Raw genomic sequence first — 23,596 nt, 5'->3', positions numbered from 1 at the left:
GCCGTACGGCAGGTCCGCAAGATGAGGTACGACCGGAAGATCACCTCTGTCACCAGCCGCCCCACATACACCGTTCGGCTCCACGGCGCGCCCGCCGTATGGGGGGTGTCACGTCAGCTGCGCGCTTACAACCGAGTACGCAGGGCAATAAGTAACGGTATGTCGAGCCGCGGCCGGGAGGCTGGAGCATGAGCATCTGGTGGTCACTCCATCTGCGGCGAGACGCTGCGAGCGTGCCGCTCGCCCGACGTCTGCTGATCGGCGTCATGGAGACCGCGGGCGTCGACCCCGACATTTCCTACGACCTCTCCGTGGCCCTCAGCGAGGCATGCGCGAACGCCGTCGAGCACGGTGGGGGCGCCGCCCGGGGCGGTTCCTCGGAGGCATACCGGGTGACCGCCTACCTCGACGGCGAGAAGTGCCGCATCGAGGTCGCCGACGTGGGACCCGGCTTTCCCGCCGGAACCGGCGGCCGTGCACGTCCGTCGGCCCGCCCCGTGCCGTCCGACGCGGAACACGGCCGCGGCCTCTGCCTCATCCAGGAACTCGCCGACCACGTCCACATCGGCAACAAACCGGGGCTGGGCGGCGCCGTGGTGAGCTTCGACAAGATTCTCAAATGGCGGAAGGACGCGCCGCTGATGGTGGTCTGACCACACCACCGGGCCTCCAAACGCGCTCGCGGTCGCGCCCCTGAGCGCAGGTCGGCCGGGTACCACTCGTGGTACCCGGCCGACCTGCGTGCGTCAGCTCTTGAGGGCGGCCATCCATGCCTCGACCTCGTCCGACCGCCTGGGCAGCGCGGCGGACAGGTTCCGGTTGCCGTCCTCGGTGACCAGGATGTCGTCCTCGATGCGGACGCCGATGCCCCGGTACTCCTCGGGCACGGTCAGGTCGTCGGCCTGGAAGTACAGGCCCGGCTCGACCGTGAGCACCATGCCCGGCTCCAGCGTGCCGTCGACATAGGTCTCGGTGCGCGCGGCCGCGCAGTCGTGGACGTCCATGCCGAGCATGTGCCCGGTGCCGTGCAGCGTCCAGCGGCGCTGCAGACCCAGCTCCAGAACCCGCTCGACCGGGCCCTCGACCAGACCCCACTCGACGAGCCGCTCGGCCAGCACCCGCTGCGCGGCGTCGTGGAAGTCCCGGTACTTGGCGCCCGGCTTGACCGCCGCGATACCGGCCTCCTGGGCGTCGTACACGGCGTCGTAGATCTTCTTCTGCAGCTCGCTGTAGCGGCCGTTGACCGGCAGCGTGCGGGTGACGTCGGCGGTGTAGTACGTGTGCGTCTCCACGCCCGCGTCGAGCAGCAGCAGGTCGCCGGAGCGGACCGGACCGTCGTTGCGCACCCAGTGCAGGGTGGTGGCGTGCGGGCCGGCGGCGCAGATGGAGCCGTAGCCGACGTCGTTGCCCTCCACCCGCGCACGCAGGAAGAACGTGCCCTCGATGTAGCGCTCGCTGGTGGCCTCGGCCTTGTCGAGGACCTTCACGACGTCCTCGAAGCCGCGTGCGGTGGAATCGACGGCCTTCTGCAGCTCACCGATCTCGAAGGCGTCCTTGACCAGCCGTGCCTCGGAGAGGAAGACGCGCAGCTCCTCGTCGCGCTCGGCGGTGACCTTGTCGGTCAGCGCCGCCTCGATCCCGGCGTCGTACCCGCGCACGACCCGTACGGGGCCGGTGGCCTCGCGCAGCGCTCCGGCCAGCTCGCGGACGTCGGAGGCGGGGATGCCGTACAGCCGCTCGGCCTCGGTGAGGGAGTGGCGACGGCCGACCCACAGTTCGCCCTGGCCGTCCAGCCAGAACTCGCCGTTCTCACGGTTCGAGCGCGGCAGGAGGTAGATCGTCTCCTGGTGGCCGTCGTCCGTCGGCTCCATGACGAGGACGCCGTCCTCGGTCTGGTTGCCGGTGAGGTAGGCGTACTCGACCGACGCGCGGAAGGCGTACTCGGTGTCGTTGGACCGCGTCTTCAGGTTGCCCGCGGGGACGACCAGGCGCTCACCCGGGAAGCGGGCGGACAGCGCGGCGCGGCGGGCGGCCGTCTCGGCGGCCTGGGGGATCGGCTCCAGGTCGTGCAGCTCGGTGTCGGCCCAGCCGCTCTTCATGTTCTCGGCCAGCTCGTCGGACACGCCGGGGTAGAGGCCGTTCTTGCGCTGCTTGATGGGCGCTTCCTCGGCAGTCTCCGGGCCTTCCGCGGTTTCCGGGGCCGCCGCGTCGGCAGCCTGGTCGAACGCGGTCGGGAGCTCTTCTGCCACAGCGGTCATCCTCCTTGGTAAGGCTCTGGACTCCCCCGAGCTCGCGGCTTCGTCCGGGCAGGGGGGACCACCACCATCGTACGGTCGTCGGCGAAACAGTCGCAGAGCGGAAGGGCCCGTTACCGAGGGCATGCGGAGGATGACGTCCCGGACCGGCCGCCGGGCGCTCTGGAACCGCTACTCGAACCGCGCGGCCAGCAGGACGACGTCCTCCGCGGAGTCCGCCGCGGACGTCCCTTTCGACGAGGCCGCCCCCTCGGGCAGCACGGTGCGCAGGATGTGGTCGGCGATCGCACCGGGGTCACGGCGCAGCGCCTGCGGCACGCCTGCCGCTGCCGCGTGCAGCCGCGCGAAGGCGCGGTCGGTGGGGTCGCCGGTGCGGTGCAGCAGCCCGTCGGTGTAGAGCAGAACCGTCTCGCCCGGTTCCGGGTGCACCTCCACGCTCGGTGCCTCCCAGCAGGCGAGCATGCCCAGGGGAGCCGAGACGGACGTCTCCACGAACTCGGTGCGGCGCTCGCCGATCAGCAGCGGCGGGCTGTGCCCGGCACCGGCCAGCGTGATCTTGCGCAGCGCGGGTTCGCAGTAGCCGAACAGGGCGGTGGCCGACCGGGCCGGTTCGGTGAGCCTCAGCAGCAGTTCCAGGTCGGACAGGACGGCGACCGGATCCTCGCCCTCCATCACGGCGTACGCGCGCAGGGACGCCCGTAGCCGGCCCATCGCGGCGACCACGCTGGGCCCCGCCCCGGTGACGGACCCCACAGCGAGGCCGAGGGCGGCGTCCGGCAGCGGCAGTGCGTCGTACCAGTCGCCGCCGTGCGAGGAGGTGCGGTGCCGGGCGGCGAGCTGGACGCCGGGGATCCTGGGCAGGCGCGAGGGGAGCAGCTCCTCGGAGATGGTGGCCATGGACGCGCGCGTGCGCTCGAGTTCCAGCAGGCGGGCGAGATGCTCGGCGGCGTACCGGGCGTACAGGCCGATGAGATGACGCTGCCGCTCCGACGGCTCGGCCGGTTCGTCGTAGAGCCACACCGCCGCGCCCAGGCGCAGCCCGGGCCCTGCGGTGAGCGGGGCGTCCGTGGGCTGTGGGGTTTCCGGCGGCTCCGGCATGAGGGGCAGGGTGTAGCTGGCGGCGTAGCCGAGGCGGGCGGCGACCTCGCGGTGCCTGGGGTCGAGCCCCTTCTCGGCGAGCAGGTCGGGCTCGGCGATGCCGTCGTCGGCGCCGGGCAGTCCGTCGAGGATCCTGCCGTACGGCAGAGAACTGCGCGGGATGGTCTCGATGTGACCGAGGTCCGCGCGGGCCAGGCCGAGGCCGATCATGTTGTCCGGACCGAGACCGTCGGCGGGTTCCAGGACGACGAGACCGCGCGGGGCGCCCACCAGGGCGGCGCCGGCGCGCAGCGTTTCCCGGAGCGCTTCGTCGAGGGCACGCGTACGGGCCAGGCGTTCGGTCAGCTCGTGGAGGGTGGTGAGGTCGGAGACCCATCCCGCGAGACGGTCCTGGAGCAGCGCGCCCGGGGCGTTCTGGGGGTTTGCCGGGGAGGCCGGGGAGGTACCTGTGGCGACGGACGCGACAGTGTGCGCGGGTGCGGGGACCGTTGAATCGATTCCGGCCACTTTCGAAGGATGAGGGGCGTTCATGGCGTCCGGCTTTCCGGCCGGTACTTACTGCTCAAAAGCATCGCAAACCCCCATGTCATTCTGCGTCGCCGGCAGTGTCTCCACATGTACACGTACTCGTGAGGAGATGTCCAGCATTGTCCTGCTGGGATTCCTGGTGTCCGTGGGCCTGAAGGGAACTCACTCCCGACCTCTTGCCGAAAAACGAACTTGGCTTGAAACTGCCTCAGGGGGAGGCTGATTGCGGTCGACTGGGCTTGCTGAACGGAGCGTCACAGCGGTCGTGATGGGTACGTACTCGGTGAAGGCCAGGGGTGGTTGGGAATCACCCGGGAACCTGGCGACGGACCCGGGCGTCTTAACCACCGACGACCGTGCCCCATCCTCCCGTGGCGGAGGCGGAGAGAAACAAGCGCGACAGTAAACGCCGGACTTCGCCACCCCACGCCATCCCCGTGCTTCTGCTCGACGCGGTATGGGTGGTACGGCCGTGGAGGCAGCCCCTGCTCGGCCTCGGCCCATAGGGGCTCCCCTTGCCCGGTGCGGGGGTGTGATGCGCCAACAGGTACGCACAGTAGGTACGCACAGTGCAGTGATCGACTCATGTTGTGACGTGGACCACGGTGTTGCCAGGCGTGCAACGGAAAGGAACGAGCGCTCATGCGCGAGATCCTCGGAAGGCGACGCAGGCTCCTGTCCCAGGGTGGCGACAGCGGGCCCGAACTGATCGAAGCGGCTCTGACCTTCGCCTCGGACTGGCGGTGGCCGGTACTCCCGGGTGTGGCGGCGGATCCGCAGGGCCGGTCCCGCTGCGGCTGCCCCGACCCCGAATGCACGGTGCCGGGCGCTCATCCCTTCGACCCCGGCCTGCTCGCCGCGACCACCGACGCGCGCATGGTGCGCTGGTGGTGGGGCAACCGGCCCACGGCGCCCGTCATCCTGGCCACCGGGGGCAGGGCGCCCTGTGCGGTCTCCCTGCCCGCGGTGCCGGCCGCCCGCGCCCTGGATGCCCTCGACCGCCTCGGCATGCGGCTCGGCCCGGTCGTCGCCGCACCGGACCGCTGGTCGATCCTGGTCAAGCCGTACTCCCTGGAACAACTGGGCGAGTTGCTCTACGCCAAGGACTTCGTCCCCGGCTCCCTCCGCTTCCACGGCGAGGGCGGCTACCTCGCCCTGCCCCCGTCCGGTACCGGCCGGGGCGGGGTCCGCTGGGAGCGTGCGCCACTGCCCGGCTCCGCCTCGCCGTGGGTGCCCGATGTCGAGGCCGTGGTGGACGCCGTGGTCGAGACCCTCACGCGTACGGGTGTGAGCGCGCCCGAGATGTAGCGGCCGTCGGCGTGCGAACCGTGCACCCGTCCGCTGAAGCGCGTACCTGCCGGGGCCGCACCGTCGTCAGGCCCGGGGCTGCACCGTCACGCACGCCAGGGCCGCGCCGGGGCCCTGGAAGAGTTCGTTCGCCCTCGCCCACGTCGACGCGGTGGCCATCCGCGGGACCGACCTGCCCTCGACGGGCGCGTCCGACCGGGAGCAACCCGCCGGTGGAAACCGCCGGTTGGCATGCGACTGCGCTCTGTCAGCAACGGCGGTCACGCAAAGACCCGGTTGCTGGCGACGGGGGATGCACCAGCAACCGGGCTACTGGAACGGTAACAAGAGATCGGCTGTTAGCAAATTCGAACTCAGCTTTTCCGGTCACCGACTGGCTTGTCCACGCCGGAAGTTGTGAAGGAAGCTGGTGGTTCCGGCGGGACGGTCGTGCTGACCGGTAAGTCAGCACGACCGGGGCGCACGCCCGTGCCGCCACGCCTCTCGGCCTGTCTCAGCTGAGGGTGACCTGCCGGTTGGTCAGCCCGCCACGCGCGCGGCGCTCGTCGGCGGTGAGCGGAGCCTCGGTGGCCAGGGCGGCGGCGAGACGCTCGGCGAACTCGGCCGCCGGCTTCTCCACATCCTCGGCGCCGACCCCGCTGGGCAGGTCCCAGACCGGGACCGTGAGCCCGTGAGCACGGAAGGAGCCCACGAGACGGGTGCCCTCGCCGAGGGAGGACCAGCCCGCCGCGTGCAGTCGCGCCAAGGCGTCCAGAAGCTGCTCCTCGGGGTGCGGCATGACCCACCGCAGATGGTTCTTCTCCGGCGTCTCGCACCAGTACGCGGCGTCCACGCCCGAGAGCTTGACGGTCGGGATGGCCGCCGCGTTGGCCCGCTCCAAGGAGGCGGTCACGTCCGGCGCGGCGTTCTCCGGGTCGGGGACCCAGAACTCGAATCCGCTGTGCACGACAGGCTCGAACGCACCCCCGAGGTCCAGCAGATCCTGCAGGCGGGCCCCCTCGGCCGAAGCGCGGCGGGCCTGCACCGGGGTGCCCGGGTCGGCGGTGAGCGCGCGCTGGAGGGTGTCGGCGAGGTCACGGCTGATGTCCCCGGACGACGTGTCGTTCTGCAGGCCGAGGAGGACCGAGCCGTCGTCACGGCGCAGCGCGGGCCAGGCCATCGGCAGCACGGTGGCCAGGGTGACCGACGGGACACCCTCGGGCAGGCCGCCCTTGAGGTGCAGCTCGACGGTGGCCGCCGGCACCAGCTCGCGCAGTGCCACCCAGTCGCACTCGCCCGGCAGGCCCTCGAACGGACGGTGTACCAGCTCGGTCACGGCGTGCGCGGCGGCACGGCCGTGGCAGGCCTTGTAGCGGCGACCGCTGCCGCAGGGGCAGGGCTCACGGGCGCCGACGACCGGGATCTCTCCCTCTGTGAGCTGGGGGCGCTTGGCCTTCGTCTGGGGGCGCTTCTTGGCCATCGTGGGTGTCTCCCGGTTACGGCTCGTCTCGTACGGGCGGGAGCCTAGCCGTTCACGACGCGACCGACGGGACCCTGTGGACGACGTGCCGCCTGCGGACAGCGGGCCGTGACGCGTGAGCCCCACGGGCCGGGATCGCCCGACGCGCGCAGAACCGCGCGGGTGGCCGGGGAAGACCATGGGATCACCGCACGGCTGCGCGGTCAGTCGAAGGTGTCGAAGGCTTCCGCGAACTCCAGTCCCGGTATCTCGGACACCGCGGGGGCCGTCACCCGTGTGGCGAAGTCGTCGCGCCGGTGTCCGGCGTCCGGGTCGTGCACGTCGTCGTGGACGACGACCCATACCGTGACCTCGCCGGGTACCTCGTCGCGTACGCCCCAGTCGTCGGCCAGCGCCGTGATGATGTTCAGCCCCCGGCCGCCGTGCGCGGTGACCGACGGGGTGGCCGGCGCCGGGCGGGTCGGGCCGCCGCCGTCGGTCACCTCCACGACCAGCCGGCCGCAGGGGTGCACATGCCAGGCCGCACGGACGGCGCCGTCCCCGGCCAGGGCGCCGCCCAGGGGCCGGCCATGTCTGCACGCATTGCTCAGCAATTCGGAAAGGATCAGTACGGCATCGTCGATGACCGTGTCCGCCACTCCGCCGTCACGCAGTTGCAGGCGCATACGGCGCCTCGCCTTCCCCACGCCCGCAGGGCCATGAGGTACGGCCATGCTCGACGACGTGGGCACTTCCTGTGCCACCACCAACGCCACCCCCGAGACCTCCTTCGCCCCACGCCACGGTGTGAATGCCCCACGGGCCTGAACCGGAAACCGGCCAATCCGTGTGCGGTGACGCACTTGAACGATCGGGTACGCACCGAATGCGCCGGAGCACTCCTTGTAACCGAATGGCTGGATCTCGTCGATGTGGCCGAGATGTGAGGATGCGCCGGGAGGCGTGTCCGGTCAAGAGCCCTGCACGAGCCACATGAGCCACATGAGCCACTGAGTCACACGAACCCTGCAGGCCCCGCAGGCCCCGGGAGTCAGGCGGTCTGCACGGGTCAGCGGCCGAGCCGGTCGAGCACCGCGCGGGGCCGGTTGGTGATGATGGCGTTCACTCCGAGGCCGACACAGGCATCCACGTCCTCCGGGGCGTTCACGGTCCACACGTGCACCTGGTGGCCGGACTGTTTCAGTCGCTCGATGTACGCGGGGTGGCTGCGTACGATCCGGATCGAGGGGCCCGCGATGTCCACGCCCTCCGGCAGCCGCCCGTCGCGCAGGCGGGGCGAGACGAACTGCTGGAGGTAGACCGTCGGCAGTGTCGGCGAGGCGGCGCGCACGCGGTGCAGCGACCGCGCGGAGAAGCTCATCACGCGTACCGGAGACTCCTCGGCGGCACCGGGGGCGTCCAGACCGAACCGCTTCAGCAGGAGCAGCAGCCGCTCCTCCACCTGCCCCGCCCACCGTGTGGGGTGCTTGGTCTCGATCGCCAGCTCCACCCGGCGGTCGGCGTCGACGACGAGCTCGAGCAGCCTTTCCAGGGTGAGGACGGAGGTCGCCTCCCTGTCCTCCGGCCGGTGCACCCAGTCGGGCTCCTCGACACGCCCCCCGAGCGGGTGGCGGGTCTTCCAGGAGCCGAAGTCCAGGGCGGACAGATCGGAGAGCTCCAGCGCCGAAACCGCACCGCGGCCGTTGGACGTACGGTTGACGCGACGGTCGTGGACGCAGACCAGATGGCCGTCGGCGGTCAGGCGTACATCGCATTCGAGCGCGTCCGCACCGTCCGCGATCGCCTTGCGGTACGCGGCCAGGGTGTGCTCGGGAGCGTCCTCGGAGGCTCCGCGGTGGGCGACGACTTGGGGCGGGCGCTGACGTGCAGGGGTCACCGCGTCATGGTGCCACCGCACGGGGGCACATGTGTGGTCGTCCAGGCGTCGGTGGTGTGGACGCTGCGGTCGTCTGATCGGAGGCATCGCGATGGTGCACCCTTAGTGAGTAATGCCCTATATGGAGAATGGTCTCGCACCCACAGGAACGGCTTATGGTGCCCTGACGGCTCATAGGAAAAGCTGGCGTCATACAAAGAGACACGCACAGCTGAAGCGCGCCGGACTCGTCGACATGCGTGAACGAGCGTGAATGAGCGTGAACGGGCGAGACCGAGTGTGACCGATACGACAGCCGTGGATCGAGGAGAGAGAGCTGTGAGCACCGAGAACGAGGGCACAAACGAGGGCGCATCGGTACCCCCGGCCCCGTCCGTACCGCCCACGCCGGTGGACGCTCCCGCAGCTCCGGCGCATCAGGAGCGCCCGGCCCCGGAGGGGGGCAGTCCGACGACCTCCATGCCCCCGGTCCCGCCGACCGCTCCGGGGGCGGCACCGGGCCACGGCACGCCGGAACACCCCGCATACGGCGATCACGCCGGATACGGAGGGCACGGCGCCCGGGAACAGGCCCCCGCAGGCCCTCCGTCCGGAGCCCCTTCGGGAGCCCCGGCGGGCACCTCTTCCGCTCCCGACCCCTCCTGGCCCCCGCCCCCGGCTCCGGGCATCCCGTCGTATGACGGCGGTGCCGGTCACGGCGCGGGCGGCTGGGGCTCGTACCAGCAGCCCGCCCCCAAGAACGGCGGCGGCAAGCGCGGTCGCCTGGCCGCCGCGGTCCTGGCGGCCGCGCTGGTCGCGGGTGGCCTGGGCGGCGGCCTCGGATACACGCTGGCCAAGAACAACGACGACGGCAACGGTTCGACGACGGTCTCCTCGTCCACCAGCGGCGGCAACGTCAAGCGCGACCCGGGCACGGTCGCCGCAGTGGCCGCCAAGGCGCTGCCCAGCACGGTCACCATCGAGGCCCAGGGCAGCAGCGGCGAGGGCGGCACCGGCACGGGATTCGTGTTCGACACACAGGGCCACATCGTCACCAACAACCACGTGGTGGCGGAAGCCGTCGAAGGCGGGAAGGTCGCGGCGACCTTCCCGGACGGCAAGAAGTACGACGCCGAGGTGGTCGGCCACGCCCAGGGCTACGACGTCGCGGTCATCAAGCTGAAGAACGCCCCCTCGAACCTGAAACCCCTCACGCTGGGCAACTCCGACGAGGTCGCCGTCGGCGACTCGACGATCGCCATCGGCGCGCCCTTCGGCCTGTCCAACACGGTGACGACCGGAATCATCAGCGCGAAGAACCGCCCGGTGGCCTCCAGCGACGGCACCGGCAACCAGGCCTCGTACATGAGCGCCCTGCAGACCGACGCCTCGATCAACCCGGGCAACTCCGGCGGGCCGCTGCTGGACGCGCAGGGCAACGTCATCGGCATCAACTCCGCGATCCAGTCGACCAGCAATGGCGGCTTCGGCACCGGACAGGCCGGCTCCATCGGCCTGGGCTTCGCCATCCCGATCAACCAGGCCAAGTACGTCGCCCAGGAACTGATCAAGACGGGCAAGCCGGTGTACGCCAAGATCGGCGCCTCGGTCTCCCTGGAGGAGGGAGCGGGCGGCGCGAAGATCACCGATCAGGGCGCCGGCGGCTCCGCGGCGGTCGACCCCGGCGGCCCCGCCGACCAGGCAGGCCTGCGTCCCGGTGACGTCATCACCAAGCTCGACGACCGCGTCATCGACTCCGGCCCGACCCTGATCGGTGAGATCTGGACCCACAAGCCGGGCGACAAGGTCACGCTCACCTACGAACGCGGCGGCAAGCAGCAGACCACGGAACTCACCCTGGGTTCCCGCATCGGCGACAGCTGACGCCACCCCTCCCGCACCGACCCGTTACCCTTGTCCCGCGCCGCCGATCACCCGGCCGGCGCGGGGAGGTGTGCCCGAGCGGCCTAAGGGAACGGTCTTGAAAACCGTCGTGGCAGCGATGTCACCGTGGGTTCAAATCCCACCGCCTCCGCTCTGCGAGCAGTGCAAACGGCCCCTGACCTGGGAAGTCGGTCGGGGGCCGGCCGGGTGTGGACCGCCGGGACCGGCCTCGACGAGCACGAGTGTGCGGACGAGCCCGGGATGCGCGGCGGCGGTGAGCATGGCGGTGTGCCCGCCCAGCGACTGGCCGACAGGACGGGCCGCCGCAGCGCCAGCTGATCGACAATGGCGATGACGTCGGCGACGTGGGCGGCGCGGGAGACGTCCCGCGGGTGGCGCTGGCCGGCGCCGTGCCCGCGCTGGTCGACCGCGACGACCCGATATCTGGAGCTCAAGCGCTGTGCCAATGCGTCCCATTCACCCGCGTGACCGGCCAGGCCGTGCAGCAGCACGAGGGGCTGTCCCGGCCCGCTCCGGTCCCGGCAGGCAAGCCGGACGCCGTCTCGCACCACCACGTGTTCGGACCATGCCACGTCGGAGCCCCCAGGGAATCGGCCGGCCTCGATCACGCCGCGGCCGGCTCGTCGAACGCCCCGAGGCGGCCGCGGCGTGAGCGCTCTCGCAGCCCGGACGATCGGCACCAGCAGGCTGGACCTGCTGCCGCTGCGCGTCGAGCACGCAGAGGAGATGGCCGCCGTGCTGTCCGACCCGGCTCTGCACACCTTCACCGGCGGCGCTCCGGACACCCCGCACACCCTGCGCTCGCGCTACCAGCGCATGACCGCAGGCTCTCCCGATCCGGCCGTCTCCTGGCTGAACTGGGTGATCCGGCTCCGTGACGAGTCCTGCCTGACGGGCACCGTCCAGGCGACGGTCGGCCCCTCCGGCCACGGCCCCATCGCGGAGATCGCCTGGGTGGTGGGGACCCCGTGGCAGGGAAGGGGCATCGCCGCCGAAGCGGCCCGAGGACTCGTCACCTGGCTCACCCGGCAGCCGGTGCACACCGTCATCGCACACATCCACCCCGACCATCGGGCCTCCGCCGCCGTCGCCACCGCCGCCGGGCTCACACCCACCGAAGAATGGCACGAAGGCGAGATCCGATGGCACCGGAGCCTCGGGCGATGACTTCGACGCTCCCCAGGCCTTGACTGTTGAGCATCTGCCACTCTCAGGTGTGTCTAAGGTGTGCATATGCCGCGACGACACATCCCCATATCCATCCGGCCGAGCCTCGACGGAAGACGCCGGTGAACAAGCCTCTGAGGGCCGTGGCGATCTTCTGCGGGTTGCTGGTGCTCAGCCTGCTGCTCCGCGCGAATTGGCTGCAGTACGTGCGAGCCCCGGAGCTCGCCTCCGACCAGAAGAACCGGCGGGTGCAGATCGCGCAGTTCGCCACCCCACGCGGAGACATCATCGTCGGGGGCCGGGCCGTCACCGGTTCCACCGAGGTACAAGGCACCGACCTCAAGTACAAGCGCACCTACGTCGACGGGCCGATGTACGCGCCGGTGACGGGATACGCGTCCCAGGCGCAGGGCATGACGCTGCTGGAGAAGACGTACGACGGCATCCTGACCGGAAAGGACGACCGCCTGGCCTTCCAGCAGTTCGCCGATGTCATCAGCGGCGAGGGCCAGCGGCCCGGCTCGGTGGTCACCACCATCGACCCGAAGGCACAGAAGGCCGCTTACGACGGGCTGACCGACCTGAAGGGCGCGAGGGGGGCCGTGGTCGCGCTGGATCCCCGGACGGGCAAGGTGCTGGCCCTGGTCTCGGCGCCCTCCTACGATCCGGCGCGGTTCGCGGGCGGCACGTTCAAGGAGTCCGACCGGTTCGTGGCCCTCGACAAGGACAAGCGCAAGCCGCTGGCCAACCGCGCGCTGCGGGAGACCTATCCGCCGGGTTCCACCTTCAAGATCCTCACCGCTGCCGCCGCCCTGGAGCACGGGATCGTCACCGACATCGACGCCCGTACGGACGCCGTCTCCCCGTACCCCCTGCCGCAGTCCACCAACAGGATCGGCAGCGAGGCCGGCGACGCGGTCTGCAGCAAGGCGTCGATGAAGACCGCCATGCAGTACTCGTGCAACAACGTCTTCCTGGACGCCGCGTCCGCACTGGGACAGGACAAGCTGCGGGAGACGGCCGAGAAGTTCGGCTTCAACGAGGACGTCTACTCCGACGACTTCGGCGACCTGCTCGCCACCAAGAGCCTCTACCCCGAGAACCTCGACGCGCCCGGTACCGCGCTCACCGGTATGGGACAGGGCAGCCTCACCAGCACGCCGATGCAGATGGCCATGGTCACCGCCGCACTGGCCAACGACGGAAAGCTGATGCAGCCCTACATCGTCGACGAGGTCCGCGGCCCGGACCTCAGCACCCTGGAGAAGACCCAACCCGCGGTGATGAGCGAGGCGGTCTCCGCCGAGACCGCGCAGAAGGTGCAGCAGATGATGGAATTCACCGCCAAGGAGGGCAGCGCCCACCGCGCCCAGATCGACGGCATCACGGTCGGCGGCAAGACCGGTACCGCGCAACGCGGTGTCGACGTGGCCGACCAGGTGCCGTACGGATGGTTCGTCTCCTACGGCAAGAAGCAGGACGGATCCTCGGTCGCCGTGGCCGTCTTCATCGACCCGACCGACATGGACATCTCGCGCGCGGACATCTCCGGCGGCGGCCTCGGAGCACCCATCGCCCGCAGCGTCATGAAGGCGGTCCTGCAGCAGTGAAGCCGGATGCGGAGCAGGGGACGGCGGTGCCTTGTCCGGGGAAGTGAGTCACCGGGGGCGCTCACTGGTGGAGGAGGAGCCGGGGCTTCCGCCCAGTGACGTGGCCGACCCAAGGACCCGGGAGGTCCGCCGGTGGACCCTGTGCGGACCACGAACTCCGTGCGGTGTGCCGGTCGGTGGGCCGTAACTGCTCCGCCCCAGGCGGGCCAAGGCCGGGGTGGGGCGACCGAGCGGCCTGAGACCGCGTCCTCCTACGAACGCCGATCCCGCAACCACCTGGCCTTCCTCGGCCTCGCCGCCGCCTTGTGCTGCTACAAGCGACTCGTCCGACTCATCACACAGGACACGGTCTCAGGGGGTTCGCTCCCGGGCCCTGAGGCGCTGTCGAAACGAGGTGCGGAGTCGGATCACCGGGGCTCTCACGGTCTGCCTGATGCGCCGCTGTGCGCCGACGTCGGTGTCAGAGGCGGATGTCACGAGGGGCGGGACCTGCCGCTCTGGCGGCGTTTGACCACATGACGCAGCAGGAGTGCGACGAAGGCGACGAGGAACACCAGGCAGCCGAAGCGGACCCACAGCGGACTGGTCGTACTGGTGGCCGACCACCCGGACCAGACGATGCACAGCACCATCCAGCCGGGGCTTTCCGCGGGGGGTCGTTCCTGGTCCTGAGGCATGCACCGCTCCCTTCCCGTGCAGCATGATCATCCCAGAAGGCGGCACGTGAAGAGACCGAGCGCGGAGGCCCAGCGGCCCCAAGGCCCACCAGGATCGGGTTGTGCCTCATCATGTGGGGCTCTCCGGCCCCTCGTTCGGGTGGAAGCGGCGTCGGGCGCGCGGTCGTCCGTCTCCCGGACGGCTTCCGTTTCTACGACATCCGGCACACCGGGCACCCCTGTCGACCCGCTCGGGCGCCACCCTCCGGGACACGGTGGTGCGCGCCGGTTTCGGCAGCCCCCTGGTCGCAGCTCGGAGGGGCGGCGGGTCACCCGCTGCCGGGAGCGCGCGGATGTTCCATGCGGGAGAGCCAGGTGGTGAGCAGCGTTTCGAGTGACTCGGCCTCGGTGGGCGTCAGCAGAGCCAGCAGGTGGCGTTCGTTGCGCATGTGGTCGGTGAACGCTCGGTCGATCAGTTCGCGTCCGGGCCTGGTGAGGGCGACGATCCGGCCGCGCTGGTCGTCGTGGGAACGGCGGCGGGTGACGAGTCCGGCTCGCTCCAGGCGGTCGATCCTCTTCGTCATCGCGCCGGTGGTGACCATGGTGTGCGCGGCGAGCTCGCCGGGTGCCCGCTCGTAGGGCTCCCCGGCGCGGCGCAGTGCGCACAGGACGTCGAACTCTCCCTCGCTGAGGCCGTAACGGCCGTAGACAAGGCAGAGCTCCTCGGTGAGCAGGTCGGCCAGGCGGTGCAGTCGGCCGATCACACCCTGCGGGCTGACGTCGACGTCGGGGCGCTCCCGGCGCCAGTCGGCCTGGATGCGGGCAACGCGGTCCAGTGGTTCACCATGCTCCATGAACACCATAGTAGCTTCCCAGGAAGCTATATTGGCTTCCATGGAAGCTACTATGCGTTGGGTGGCACTGACCGCAGTCGCGCCGGTGGCCTGGGGGACCAACTACTTCGTCACCCACGAGTTCCTGCCGGCCGACCGCCCGCTCTACGGTGCCGTCCTGCGGGCCCTGCCCGCCGGCCTCGTCCTGCTCGCCTTGTGCAGGCGGCGGCCGCGCGGCGCGTGGTGGTGGCGGTCCGCCGTGCTCGGGCTGCTCAACATGAGCGCGTTCTTCGTCCTCGTCTATACCGCCTCCCAACTGCTTCCGACGAGCGTCGCCTCGACCGTCATGGCGGTGGCCCCGCTGACGATGATGCTCATCGCCTGGCCCCTGGTGTCCGAGCGACCCCGGGCCGCCCACCTGGTCGGCGCCGCGATCGGACTCGGTGGGGTCGGTCTCATGCTGCTCGCAGGGGTGGAAGGGGTGAGCGTGCCGGGAGTCCTCGCCTCGGCCGCCGCCATGCTGATGTCGTCCTTCGGGCACATCCTGGCCAAACGGTGGAGTGGCGGTGCGGATGTGCTCGCCTCGACCGCCTGGCAACTCGCCGCCGGAGGTCTGTTCCTGCTTCCGGTCGCCGCAGCCGTGGAGGGCCCTCCGCCCACGCTCTCCACATCGACCTCCCTCGCGTTCGGCTATGTCGCCCTGGTCGCCACCGCACTGGCCTTCGCCGCATGGTTCACCGGGTTGCGGCACCTGCCCGCGGGCACAGTCGGAATGATCGGACTGCTCAACCCCGTGACAGGCGTACTGCTCGGCACCGCGATCGCCGGAGAGGTGCTGACCGTGCAGCAACTGTGCGGACTGGTCCTGGTCCTGGTCGGAGTCGTTCTGGGCCAACCCAAGAGCGCGGGTCGACGCGACAGCAGACAGGCACCTCCCCGTCCGTGTCCGACGAGCGTCCCGCGTGAGCGTCCTCTGTGCGCGATCCCCCAAGAGGGCCGGAGGCGTGGGCAGGGCGCCGGCCCGGATGTGTACGAGGACGAGTGAAGCCCCGCCATCTCACCACCTCCGCCGGATGGACAGTGAGAATGGCCCCTGACCTGGATGTTTGATCGGGGGCCGTTCTTGTGTCCGGCTACCGTGACTGCCCGGTGCTCCCCGTGGTTCTCCGTCCGCGGCCGCTCGATCGGGCAGGAGAGGGGCACGCGTCAGCCCACGCCCCAAGGGTCGTCCTCATCGGGGACACGGAGCATCCGATGATCCGGAACCACCGGATCACTGAGGGGCGGCTCGATCCTCCGGACACGGACCGCGACGGGGCCGCCGGCTGTCGTGACCAGCCGCCAGCGATACCGCGGTGGCACGTCCTTGGCGGGTCGTTCTCGGACGGCAAGACTGCCCCACCGGTCGTAGTCGGTCGGGTACACGCGCACTTCGGCGCCGCAGTCAGGGCAGGTCGGTGCCTCGATCCACGTCACGTCGTCGGGGTCGGGCAGTGGCGCGGTCGTGGCGCCTTCCTCCTCGGCGATGTCGTCGGCCAGTCGCTGCCAACAGGACTCGCAGAGCTCGACCAAGAGGCTGATCTGTCCGCGCCCCCGTACGGTTGGATCACCCTTACCGCATGTCTGGCATGAAGCGCACCTGTTGCCCTGAGATGCCCCCATGCATATGAGTGTGAGCGGACGCACAAGGCCCTGGCAGGTCGCGTTCGGCCTCGTTGGACCGACCTCGCGCTCACCGCGGTCCACCAACCGCCCCAGCTCCCCGTGCGGGGCGCTCGGCAGGGAACGTTCGGTCGGGCAACCGCCCGCACCGGGCCCGCGTCTTTCCTCGCGACTTTCACCACGTGCACAGGGGGAACCACCTTGACCAGCAAGGAAGTTGAGCATGACGACGAGCGGGGTCACGACCTGGGGCCCTGGTGGGCGGACATCGGGACGTGGGGAGCGGTCGCACTGATCGTCATCGGCGGTCTCGCGGCAGCGTGGGTCTTTTTCCGGCTGCCCGGCACTCCGGAGGAGCCGGCAACCGGCTACTACCAGGCCGCCAAGATCGTCGCCATCGGTCTGGTGATCGTGGGAAGCGCCTTGCTGGGCCGTCGTAGCGCCCGGACCGCGGCCCCCGAGGAGACGACCGGGGCGGAAGGCGCCTGACGCCACCGGTCGGTGAGCGACATCAGACGGCGGCGACTTCCCGAACCCCGCGGATCGCGGCCGGCGCGACCTCGGTGAGGGCGGGTGCGCTTCCACAGGCTGTGCACCAGCCCTCGCGGAAAAGGGCCCGCACATGCGGGCCCTTTCGGGTTTCTCGCCACGCCCGGTGGCAAACCGCCGCGCGGCAACCGGTGGTGCAAAGCGCACTTCGGTCCCACGGTGTCGGTGGCCGGGTCGACCGACGTGACCCCGCACGAGTTCCGGGCCTCGCACGGGACGAGGGCCGCCGGTCGCGACGACCGGGTGGCCGAGGCGGCGGGCATCCGACTCGAGGGACACGAGGACGACGACAGCTGCACCGGCGTGCTGTGGGTCGTCCGCTCCTGCCGGTGGCCTCGCGCCCGGCGGGCAGCCACTCTTGACTGCCATGTACTTTGCGATCCAAAGTAAAGCTGTGGGCGGCCGACCGACCGTCCGCTTCCCGGCGCTGCCGGAGCGCGACCACAAGGGGGACATCGTGGGGAAACCGTCACTGAGCAGCGGGGGGCCTGAACCGGGGGCGTATGTGGCCGACCTGCTGGCGACCACGGAAGGTCTGCGGGCCAGGACCCGCGCACAGATGAACGGCTCGTGGATCTCCCTCCTCGGCTTCGGCCTCCTCGCGCTGGCGGCCGCTCCGGTTGCCCGGTACGCCTTCAACTTCGGAGCCCACGGCCGCAACGTCGGGTCCTATCCGGCCTTCGCCTATGCCGAGCTGACCGGCCTGTGCGTCGTCCACGAACCGGGAACCCCCTGTTTGGAGGGCGAATTCGGCGGCGCCGTCCTGCGCTTCGTGGCCTGGGGGGTGTGGTTCGCACTCCTTCCCCTGGCATGGTTCGCCTTCGCCCGCTGATACCGCCTGCGTGGCGAGGCCCGGGGTGTCGTCCCCCGCCGCGGCGTGTGGATCTGTACGACCGCCGTGGTCACCGCCGTGATCACGACCGCCCTGATGGCGCTGCTGTTCGGCTGGAGCCAGTCGTGGGAGGTCGTCCTGCTGCAGAACAGCTACGCCTCCCCGTGGTACCTGGTCGGCATCGGGCTCGTCGCCCTGGGTCTGGTCGAACGCAGCTGGGTCGCCGTAGCCGCCGGCACCGCTCATGCCCTGCTGCTCACCGGCTACCTCAGCGCCTCCTGGGGCGCGGGGTGGCTCCCCTGGCAGCACCCCGCCCACCCCGGCTGGACCGACGGACCGCAGGCCAAGGCGCTCCTCCTGGCCTCGATCCTGCTTCTCGCCGGCCTGGCCGAGTGGGCGGTGGCACGTCATCGAGCCGGGCCCGGTAGTGCCGATGCGGATACGGTTGTCTCATGAGTGTCGGGGATTCGGCGGAGGCGTGGGACGGCCAGGAGGGCCTCCATCCGACGCAGTCGCTGGACGACACCGTCCATCAGCGTGTGCGACTCGGCATCCTCACCATCGCCAAAGAAGCAGACCGAGTCGAGTTCGGTTTCCTGAAGAAGCAACTGGCCGTCACGGACGGAAACCTCTCCCGGCACCTGAAGGTGCTGGAGGAGTCGGATCTGATCACCGTGGACAAGGGCTACGTCGGTCGGCGTCCCCGAACGTGGATCGCCCTCACCCGTGAAGGCGCGCAGGCGCTGGACGCCGAACTTCGTGCCCTGCGCGCACTCGTCCTCCGGCTGGAGAGCCCCCGTCCGGCTCCCGGTACGCCCGAGGCGTGACGCTGTCTCAGGAGTTCGGCCCCCGGGCCCGTGGGGTCATGACGCCGCTCGCAGGAGGCGGAGTTGGCCGATCTCCGTGGCGTTCTTCAGGAGTTCGGTGTTCACCCAGGCGGCGGTGTGGGCCACGGTGTACGCCGGGTCGGACGGCCAGGGGAACGGTGCCGTGGCGTCCAGGTCGGTGTCGGTGAGGCCGTCCAGCGTCGCGAGCCATTCCGTCCGCAGGTCGCGCAGCCACTGGACGGTCGCCGGCCCCTCTCCTGGCCAGGTGACCTCGGTCCGCTCCCGGGGCCGACGCCCGTGCGCGTGGTCCAGGGCCACGCTCCACCACCAGCCGATGTGCCAGCTGACCCAGGCGATGGTCGGGACGGGTACGGGGTCGGGCTCGGTCTCCGCCCAGTCCGGGGTCCAGGCGCCGTCGGCGGCACGGCGCATCGTCCAGCAGTGGGCGGTGGGCTCCCACAGGAAGTCGTCCGGCTCCAGCCGCTCCAGGTGGTACTCGAACAGGGACCAGGTCAGTTCGAACTGCCAGCGCAGTAGTTCTGTTCGGGAGAGGGGGGTCGGGGCAGTGGGGGCAGCGGGGATCGTGGAGGCCGGGTCGGGGGTCGGGGTGCTCATTCGGGGCTTTCCAGGTGTGTGCGGGGCGTACGGTCGGATCTCCTCGTCCTCGACCGGTTGCTCCCAGGGTGCGTACCGCAGCGCGGGGCTCGCGCTGAGGCGGCGACCGCGCAGCCGGAAGTGAAGCGGCCGGGAGCGAAGCAGTTGGAAGCGGAGGCGGCGCGGGCGAGTGACATGGTCGGCACTCTAGGGCGGTGGTGTGTCCGGGGCCTTCGGTTTTCGTGGGGCGCGGGGGAGGGGACGACCGGTGGATCCCGGGTTGTGGGTCAGAGGTGGTGGCCCGTCGTGCGGGCCGCTGACGCGATGGTCGCGCGGGCCTCGCGTTCGGACAGGCCCGTGGTGAGGGCCGCGTCGACCAAGGGGTTCACCAGGGCGGGGCCGATGCCGTCCTCGTAGGCGCGGCAGGCCGCCCAGAACAGGCGGGTGTTGCGCTGGCCCTCGTGCGCCGCGAGGACGAACTGGACGAGTCCCCGACCGTGACCGCCGGCCGACGGGGGCGTGGGGTGGTGGGCGCGGGGCGGTGGCAGGAGAAGCCGCAGGAGGGCGGGCGGGCAGGCGGCGGGGGCTGAGCGAGCGGTCCCCGGGACGGTCGTGTAGGTGCCGTGGTCCGTGCGGGAGCCGGGGCCGATGAGATAGCCCCCGGCGCCGCGGATGTCGATGCCGGGGGCGAGGCGGCTCGCGGAGTTGGGGACGACGACGTCCGGCGGGCTGCTGAGCCACAGGTGACGGCCGCCGCTGGGGGTCAGGACGGTCACCGTGGCGGGGACCGTGAACAGGTGACGCAGGGCCAGTTCGCGCAGGGCGGCGGAGGAGTCCGTACCGGTCTTCGTGTCGAGGTCGACACCGATGAGGTGGTGCGGGGGCAGTCCGCAGGCGATGCCGTAGCCGGTGGCCCTGGGCGCCGCGGCGAAGAGCGCGCGGATGCGGGCGGGGTCGGTGGAGGCGTCGTGCACACCGTGCCCGAAGCGGCCGCACTCGCCGTGACAGGGGGTGGTTCGGCCGGGACGGGGGACAGGTTCGTCGCGGTGCGGGGAGCGTAGGGCGGGGAGTTTGGTCCGGGACAGCGGGATGACGGCCAGTCCGCGTTCGGCGGCTGACAAAGCGTGTGCGAGGGCCAGCGTGGTGGCCTGCCGGTCGGTGGTGGCCATGGACCTATTTTCGTACGCACGTTCGAGAAGGGGAAGAGGGGTGGGTGTGACGCGCCGGGGTTCACAGGGTTTGCGGAAAAAGTGCCGAAACGCTTCCCCTCTTGCGGGGGTTGACGCGGAGCCGGCCGTGTCGGGCGGAGAGGCGACTCAGGGGGGAGAGGGAGGTTTATCGACTTGTGCTCACGCTTGCGTGCTAATGACGGCTTCCGAGGTGGTTCACCAGGATTCGGTGGGCAATCCTGATCTCGCGACGTCGTGCACAGTGCCGGGGTGGTCGGCCGACTCCCCTGGTGGCAGCCGTACATCACGCACACACGCTCATGAGCCGGTGCGTCCTTGGTTCTGGAGGGAACACAACATGGCAAGCATCCGTACCGCCCGAGTCATCGCCGCCGTCTCCGCTCTTCCGCTCGCGGCTGCCCTCTTCGCCGGCGTCGCTGTGGCGGACGCCGGCGCCCTAGCGGACGACGGATCGAACGCCACGGCCACAAGCGCCGAGGCGGGAGTGCTCGGCAGCGGCGTCGGCGGCGACAACTTCGGCAACGCGGCCACCACGCAGCAGCAGGCCGTCGGTTCCGGTGCCTCGAACCAGAGCAACACCGCCCAGGTCAACGGCTCCGCGTTCACGTCCGTCGTCCAGGGCAACGACAACGTGGTGGTCAACTTCACCCCGCTGTGGTGATGAGGTGAGAGGGCCGACGGCCCTCTGACGCCGTGTGGGGTGCGATCCGTGGGGTGCGAAGCGTCTGCTCGGCGGTACTCCGGTACCGTCGCGCAGGCGTTTTCGGGTTTCCGCGGTGCTTCCCCCAAGGGGGAACCCGCACGGGGTCTCCCCCGCTCGTCCACCTTCAGGAGGTGCGGCAGGCCCCACCCCTACAACCTGAGGGGGACGCGGCTTCGGGACCTGCGGCCGATTTGCCGGACGTGCCCCGCTCATAGCGTTGAGTCATGACCAGACCCGTCTGCACCAGCGCTTCGAACGCCGCTGCTCCGGCGAAGCAGACCCTCCCGTACCCGTCGTTCTCGTCGTACATGAGGGCCCGGCAGCCGGTGCTCCTGCGTACCGCCCGGTCCTTGACCGGGAACCCGAGCGACGCGGAGGACCTGCTGCAGACCGCGCTCGCCAAGACGTACGTCGCCTGGGAGCGTATCGAGGACCATCGTGCGCTCGACGGCTATGTGCGCCGGGCGCTGCTGAACACGCGGACGTCGCAGTGGCGCAAGCGCAAGGTGGACGAGTTCGCCTGCGAGGAGCTGCCCGAGCCGGACCCGGTCCCCGGCGGCGACGACCCGGCCGAGCAGCAGGCGCTGCGCGACGCGATGTGGCGGGCGATCATGCGGCTGCCCGCGCGACAGCGTGCCATGGTCGTCCTGCGGTACTACGAGGATCTCAGCGAGGCCCAGACGGCCGAGGTGCTCGGCGTATCGGTGGGCACGGTGAAATCGGCCGTTTCGCGGGCGCTCGGGAAGTTGCGGGACGACGCCGAGTTGGGGCTCGTCCGGTCCTGACCGGGAACGAAGTTCCGCGGAACGTGATCGATCATCCGTCCGCCTAGTGACATACCAAGCGGTATGTGCGCAGAATCAGCACAACCGTTACCGCCGCGTAGGCAATGTCGCCCAGGAGGACGCCGTGCTCAGCACCATGCAGGACGTACCGCTGCTGATCTCAAGGATCCTGACCCACGGGTCGACGATCCACGGCACGTCACAGGTGACCACCTGGACCGGCGAGGGCGACCCGCAGCGCCGCTCCTACGCGGAGATCGGCGCCCGCTCGGCCCAGCTGGCCCACGCCCTGCGTGAGGACCTCGGGGTGACCGGCGACGCCCGGGTGGCCACGCTCATGTGGAACAACGCCGAGCATGTGGAGGCGTACTTCGCCATCCCCAGCATGGGCGCGGTGCTCCACACCCTGAACCTCCGCCTTCCGGCCGAGCAGCTCGCGTGGATCGTCAACCACGCCGCAGACCGGGTGATCATCGTCAACGGTTCGCTGATCCCGCTGCTCGCTCCGCTGCTGCCGCACCTGAAGACCGTTCAGCACGTCGTCGTGACCGGGCCCGGAGACCGTTCCGCGCTGGCGGACGCCGACGCCCGGGTGCACGAGTACGAGGACCTGATCGCCGGAAAGCCCGTCGCCTACGACTGGCCGGAGCTGGACGAACGCGCCGCCGCCGCCATGTGCTACACCTCGGGCACCACCGGGGACCCCAAGGGCGTGGTCTACAGCCACCGTTCGATCTACCTGCACTCGATGCAGGTCAACATGACCCAGTCGATGGGCCTGACCGACCGGGACACCTCCCTGGTCGTGGTGCCCCAGTTCCACGTCAACGCCTGGGGCCTGCCGCACGCCACCTTCATGACCGGCGTCAACATGCTGATGCCGGACCGTTTCCTGCAGCCCGCCCCGCTCGCCGAGATGATCGAGGGGGAGCGGCCGACGCACGCCGCCGCCGTCCCCACCATCTGGCAGGGCCTGCTGGCCGAGCTGCTGGCCAAGCCCCGGGACGTCTCCTCCCTCACCCAGGTCACCATCGGCGGCTCGGCCTGTCCGCCCTCGCTGATGGAGGCCTTCGACGAGCTGGGCATGCGGGTCTGCCACGCCTGGGGCATGACGGAGACCTCCCCGCTCGGCACCATCGCCCGTCCGCCGGCCGACGCCGTGGGCACCGAGGCGGAGTTCGGCTACCGCCTGACCCAGGGCCGTTTCCCGGCCGGTGTCGAGGCCCGGCTCACCGGCCCCGGCGGCGAACGGCTCCCCTGGGACGGCGAGTCCGCGGGCGAGCTGGAGGTGCGCGGCCCCTGGATCGCCGGCGCCTACTACAACGGCGCCGACGCCGAACCGCTGCGCCCCGCCGACAAGTTCAGCGAGGACGGCTGGCTGAAGACGGGGGACGTCGGCACCATCAGCCGCGACGGCTTCCTCACCCTGACCGACCGGGCCAAGGACGTCATCAAGTCCGGCGGCGAGTGGATCTCCTCCGTCGAGTTGGAGAACGCGCTGATGTCCCACCCCGATGTCGCGGAAGCTGCCGTCGTTGCCGTCCCGGACGACAAGTGGGGGGAGCGCCCGCTGGCCACGGTCGTCCTCAAGGAGGGGTCCACCGCCGACTTCACCACCCTGCGCGCCTTCCTCGCCGACGGGGGCGTCGCCAAGTGGCAGCTGCCCGAGCGCTGGACGGTCATCGAGTCGGTGCCGAAGACGAGCGTCGGCAAGTTCGACAAGAAGGTGCTGCGCAGGCAGTACGCCGAGGGCACGCTGGACGTCACCCGGCTCTGACGC

General features: G+C 70.6%; 23 protein-coding genes, 1 tRNA gene and 2 pseudogenes. 15 read left to right on the top strand and 11 right to left on the bottom strand.

From position 1 onward, the window contains the following. Window positions 1-188 precede the first annotated feature (188 nt). Window positions 189-653 carry an ATP-binding protein gene (locus DIZ27_RS02260; protein WP_109376519.1) on the top strand — a complete coding sequence of 155 codons (465 nt, stop codon included), beginning with the start codon at window positions 189-191 and terminating at the stop codon, window positions 651-653. A 93-nt stretch (window positions 654-746) separates the two neighbouring features. Here the strand turns inward: DIZ27_RS02260 and DIZ27_RS02255 are convergent, their stop codons facing one another. Both DIZ27_RS02255 and DIZ27_RS02250 read right to left on the bottom strand, forming a co-directional pair. Next, a complete protein-coding gene (locus DIZ27_RS02255) occupies window positions 747-2,258 on the bottom strand; it encodes an aminopeptidase P family protein (protein ID WP_375231922.1) in 1,512 nt (503 codons plus the stop codon). 168 nt (window positions 2,259-2,426) lie between these two features. Next, window positions 2,427-3,884 carry a PP2C family protein-serine/threonine phosphatase gene (locus DIZ27_RS02250; protein WP_109376518.1) on the bottom strand — a complete coding sequence of 486 codons (1,458 nt, stop codon included), beginning with the start codon at window positions 3,882-3,884 and terminating at the stop codon, window positions 2,427-2,429. A 639-nt stretch (window positions 3,885-4,523) separates the two neighbouring features. Between DIZ27_RS02250 and DIZ27_RS02245 the strand changes: the two genes are divergently transcribed. Next, window positions 4,524-5,189 (top strand): bifunctional DNA primase/polymerase, encoded by a 666-nt coding sequence (locus tag DIZ27_RS02245; protein ID WP_109376517.1) that lies wholly within the window; start codon window positions 4,524-4,526, stop codon window positions 5,187-5,189. A gap of 493 nt (window positions 5,190-5,682) precedes the next feature. Here the strand turns inward: DIZ27_RS02245 and DIZ27_RS02240 are convergent, their stop codons facing one another. The 3 genes from DIZ27_RS02240 to DIZ27_RS02230 all read right to left on the bottom strand — a co-directional run bounded on the left by DIZ27_RS02240 (window position 5,683) and on the right by DIZ27_RS02230 (window position 8,524). Beyond that, window positions 5,683-6,648, bottom strand: a complete 966-nt coding sequence (locus tag DIZ27_RS02240; RefSeq protein WP_109376516.1) for a DUF5926 family protein — start codon at window positions 6,646-6,648, stop codon at window positions 5,683-5,685. A gap of 203 nt (window positions 6,649-6,851) precedes the next feature. After that, on the bottom strand, window positions 6,852-7,490 hold the full coding sequence (locus DIZ27_RS02235) for an ATP-binding protein (RefSeq protein ID WP_109376515.1): 639 nt from the start codon (window positions 7,488-7,490) through the stop codon (window positions 6,852-6,854). Between the two features lie 206 nt (window positions 7,491-7,696). Then, a complete protein-coding gene (locus DIZ27_RS02230) occupies window positions 7,697-8,524 on the bottom strand; it encodes a glycerophosphodiester phosphodiesterase (RefSeq protein ID WP_109376673.1) in 828 nt (275 codons plus the stop codon). Between the two features lie 318 nt (window positions 8,525-8,842). On the opposite strand from DIZ27_RS02230, the gene DIZ27_RS02225 reads away from it, so the two are divergent. Further along, on the top strand, window positions 8,843-10,387 hold the full coding sequence (locus DIZ27_RS02225) for a S1C family serine protease (protein ID WP_109376514.1): 1,545 nt from the start codon (window positions 8,843-8,845) through the stop codon (window positions 10,385-10,387). 64 nt (window positions 10,388-10,451) lie between these two features. After that, window positions 10,452-10,538, top strand: a tRNA-Ser gene (locus DIZ27_RS02220). A 53-nt stretch (window positions 10,539-10,591) separates the two neighbouring features. On the opposite strand, the pseudogene DIZ27_RS02215 reads toward DIZ27_RS02220, so the two are convergent. Beyond that, a pseudogene (locus DIZ27_RS02215) lies at window positions 10,592-10,980 on the bottom strand (alpha/beta fold hydrolase); the annotation flags it as partial. A 76-nt stretch (window positions 10,981-11,056) separates the two neighbouring features. Here DIZ27_RS02215 and DIZ27_RS02210 point away from each other — a divergent pair. The 3 genes and pseudogenes from DIZ27_RS02210 to DIZ27_RS02200 form a co-directional block, all read left to right on the top strand. Next, the gene (locus DIZ27_RS02210) at window positions 11,057-11,575 is read left to right on the top strand and encodes a GNAT family N-acetyltransferase (RefSeq protein ID WP_109376513.1); all 519 of its coding nucleotides are present in this window, start codon (window positions 11,057-11,059) and stop codon (window positions 11,573-11,575) included. Window positions 11,576-11,697: 122 nt separating this feature from the next. Next, window positions 11,698-13,185 carry a penicillin-binding protein 2 gene (locus DIZ27_RS02205; RefSeq protein ID WP_109376512.1) on the top strand — a complete coding sequence of 496 codons (1,488 nt, stop codon included), beginning with the start codon at window positions 11,698-11,700 and terminating at the stop codon, window positions 13,183-13,185. A 252-nt stretch (window positions 13,186-13,437) separates the two neighbouring features. After that, a pseudogene (locus DIZ27_RS02200) lies at window positions 13,438-13,524 on the top strand (IS5/IS1182 family transposase); the annotation flags it as partial. A gap of 134 nt (window positions 13,525-13,658) precedes the next feature. On the opposite strand, the gene DIZ27_RS02195 reads toward DIZ27_RS02200, so the two are convergent. Beyond that, on the bottom strand, window positions 13,659-13,862 hold the full coding sequence (locus tag DIZ27_RS02195; protein ID WP_109376511.1) for a hypothetical protein: 204 nt from the start codon (window positions 13,860-13,862) through the stop codon (window positions 13,659-13,661). A gap of 308 nt (window positions 13,863-14,170) precedes the next feature. Next, entirely contained in the window at window positions 14,171-14,695 is a 525-nt protein-coding gene (locus DIZ27_RS02190) for a MarR family winged helix-turn-helix transcriptional regulator (RefSeq protein WP_109376671.1), read from the bottom strand. A 52-nt stretch (window positions 14,696-14,747) separates the two neighbouring features. Between DIZ27_RS02190 and DIZ27_RS02185 the strand changes: the two genes are divergently transcribed. Beyond that, the gene (locus DIZ27_RS02185) at window positions 14,748-15,719 is read left to right on the top strand and encodes an EamA family transporter (protein ID WP_219933581.1); all 972 of its coding nucleotides are present in this window, start codon (window positions 14,748-14,750) and stop codon (window positions 15,717-15,719) included. A gap of 161 nt (window positions 15,720-15,880) precedes the next feature. On the opposite strand, the gene DIZ27_RS46760 is transcribed toward DIZ27_RS02185, so the two are convergent. Further along, window positions 15,881-16,246 (bottom strand): DUF6083 domain-containing protein, encoded by a 366-nt coding sequence (locus DIZ27_RS46760; RefSeq protein ID WP_258308194.1) that lies wholly within the window; start codon window positions 16,244-16,246, stop codon window positions 15,881-15,883. A gap of 291 nt (window positions 16,247-16,537) precedes the next feature. Here DIZ27_RS46760 and DIZ27_RS02175 point away from each other — a divergent pair, with 291 nt between their 5' ends. The 4 genes from DIZ27_RS02175 to DIZ27_RS02160 all read left to right on the top strand — a co-directional run bounded on the left by DIZ27_RS02175 (window position 16,538) and on the right by DIZ27_RS02160 (window position 18,544). After that, window positions 16,538-16,825, top strand: a complete 288-nt coding sequence (locus DIZ27_RS02175; protein WP_109376510.1) for a hypothetical protein — start codon at window positions 16,538-16,540, stop codon at window positions 16,823-16,825. A 454-nt stretch (window positions 16,826-17,279) separates the two neighbouring features. Continuing rightward, window positions 17,280-17,717, top strand: a complete 438-nt coding sequence (locus DIZ27_RS46755) for a hypothetical protein (RefSeq protein WP_258308193.1) — start codon at window positions 17,280-17,282, stop codon at window positions 17,715-17,717. Between the two features lie 45 nt (window positions 17,718-17,762). Beyond that, window positions 17,763-18,173: a hypothetical protein gene (locus DIZ27_RS46750; protein WP_258308192.1), complete on the top strand. Its 411-nt coding sequence runs from the start codon at window positions 17,763-17,765 to the stop codon at window positions 18,171-18,173. Next, window positions 18,170-18,544 (top strand): transcriptional regulator, encoded by a 375-nt coding sequence (locus DIZ27_RS02160; protein WP_109376509.1) that lies wholly within the window; start codon window positions 18,170-18,172, stop codon window positions 18,542-18,544. The genes DIZ27_RS46750 and DIZ27_RS02160 overlap by 4 nt, the downstream gene beginning before the upstream one ends. A 36-nt stretch (window positions 18,545-18,580) precedes the next feature. Here DIZ27_RS02160 and DIZ27_RS02155 read toward each other — a convergent pair whose 3' ends face one another. Then, window positions 18,581-19,159: a DinB family protein gene (locus DIZ27_RS02155; RefSeq protein ID WP_109376508.1), complete on the bottom strand. Its 579-nt coding sequence runs from the start codon at window positions 19,157-19,159 to the stop codon at window positions 18,581-18,583. 266 nt (window positions 19,160-19,425) lie between these two features. Then, window positions 19,426-20,307, bottom strand: a complete 882-nt coding sequence (locus tag DIZ27_RS02150) for a bifunctional DNA primase/polymerase (protein WP_109376507.1) — start codon at window positions 20,305-20,307, stop codon at window positions 19,426-19,428. 358 nt (window positions 20,308-20,665) lie between these two features. On the opposite strand from DIZ27_RS02150, the gene DIZ27_RS02145 reads away from it, so the two are divergent. The 3 genes from DIZ27_RS02145 (at window position 20,666) to DIZ27_RS02135 (ending at window position 23,593) form a co-directional block, all read left to right on the top strand. Continuing rightward, window positions 20,666-20,989 carry a hypothetical protein gene (locus tag DIZ27_RS02145; RefSeq protein WP_109376506.1) on the top strand — a complete coding sequence of 108 codons (324 nt, stop codon included), beginning with the start codon at window positions 20,666-20,668 and terminating at the stop codon, window positions 20,987-20,989. 266 nt (window positions 20,990-21,255) lie between these two features. Then, window positions 21,256-21,816 (top strand): SigE family RNA polymerase sigma factor, encoded by a 561-nt coding sequence (locus DIZ27_RS02140; RefSeq protein WP_109376505.1) that lies wholly within the window; start codon window positions 21,256-21,258, stop codon window positions 21,814-21,816. Between the two features lie 124 nt (window positions 21,817-21,940). Then, on the top strand, window positions 21,941-23,593 hold the full coding sequence (locus DIZ27_RS02135) for a long-chain fatty acid--CoA ligase (protein WP_181383338.1): 1,653 nt from the start codon (window positions 21,941-21,943) through the stop codon (window positions 23,591-23,593). Window positions 23,594-23,596 lie beyond the last annotated feature (3 nt).

Origin of the sequence: Streptomyces sp. NWU339, from assembly GCF_003143855.1 — a bacterium.
GTDB lineage: Bacteria > Actinomycetota > Actinomycetes > Streptomycetales > Streptomycetaceae > Streptomyces.
Note: the sequence above shows the minus strand (reverse complement) of the source record. Positions and strands in the feature narration are given on the sequence as shown.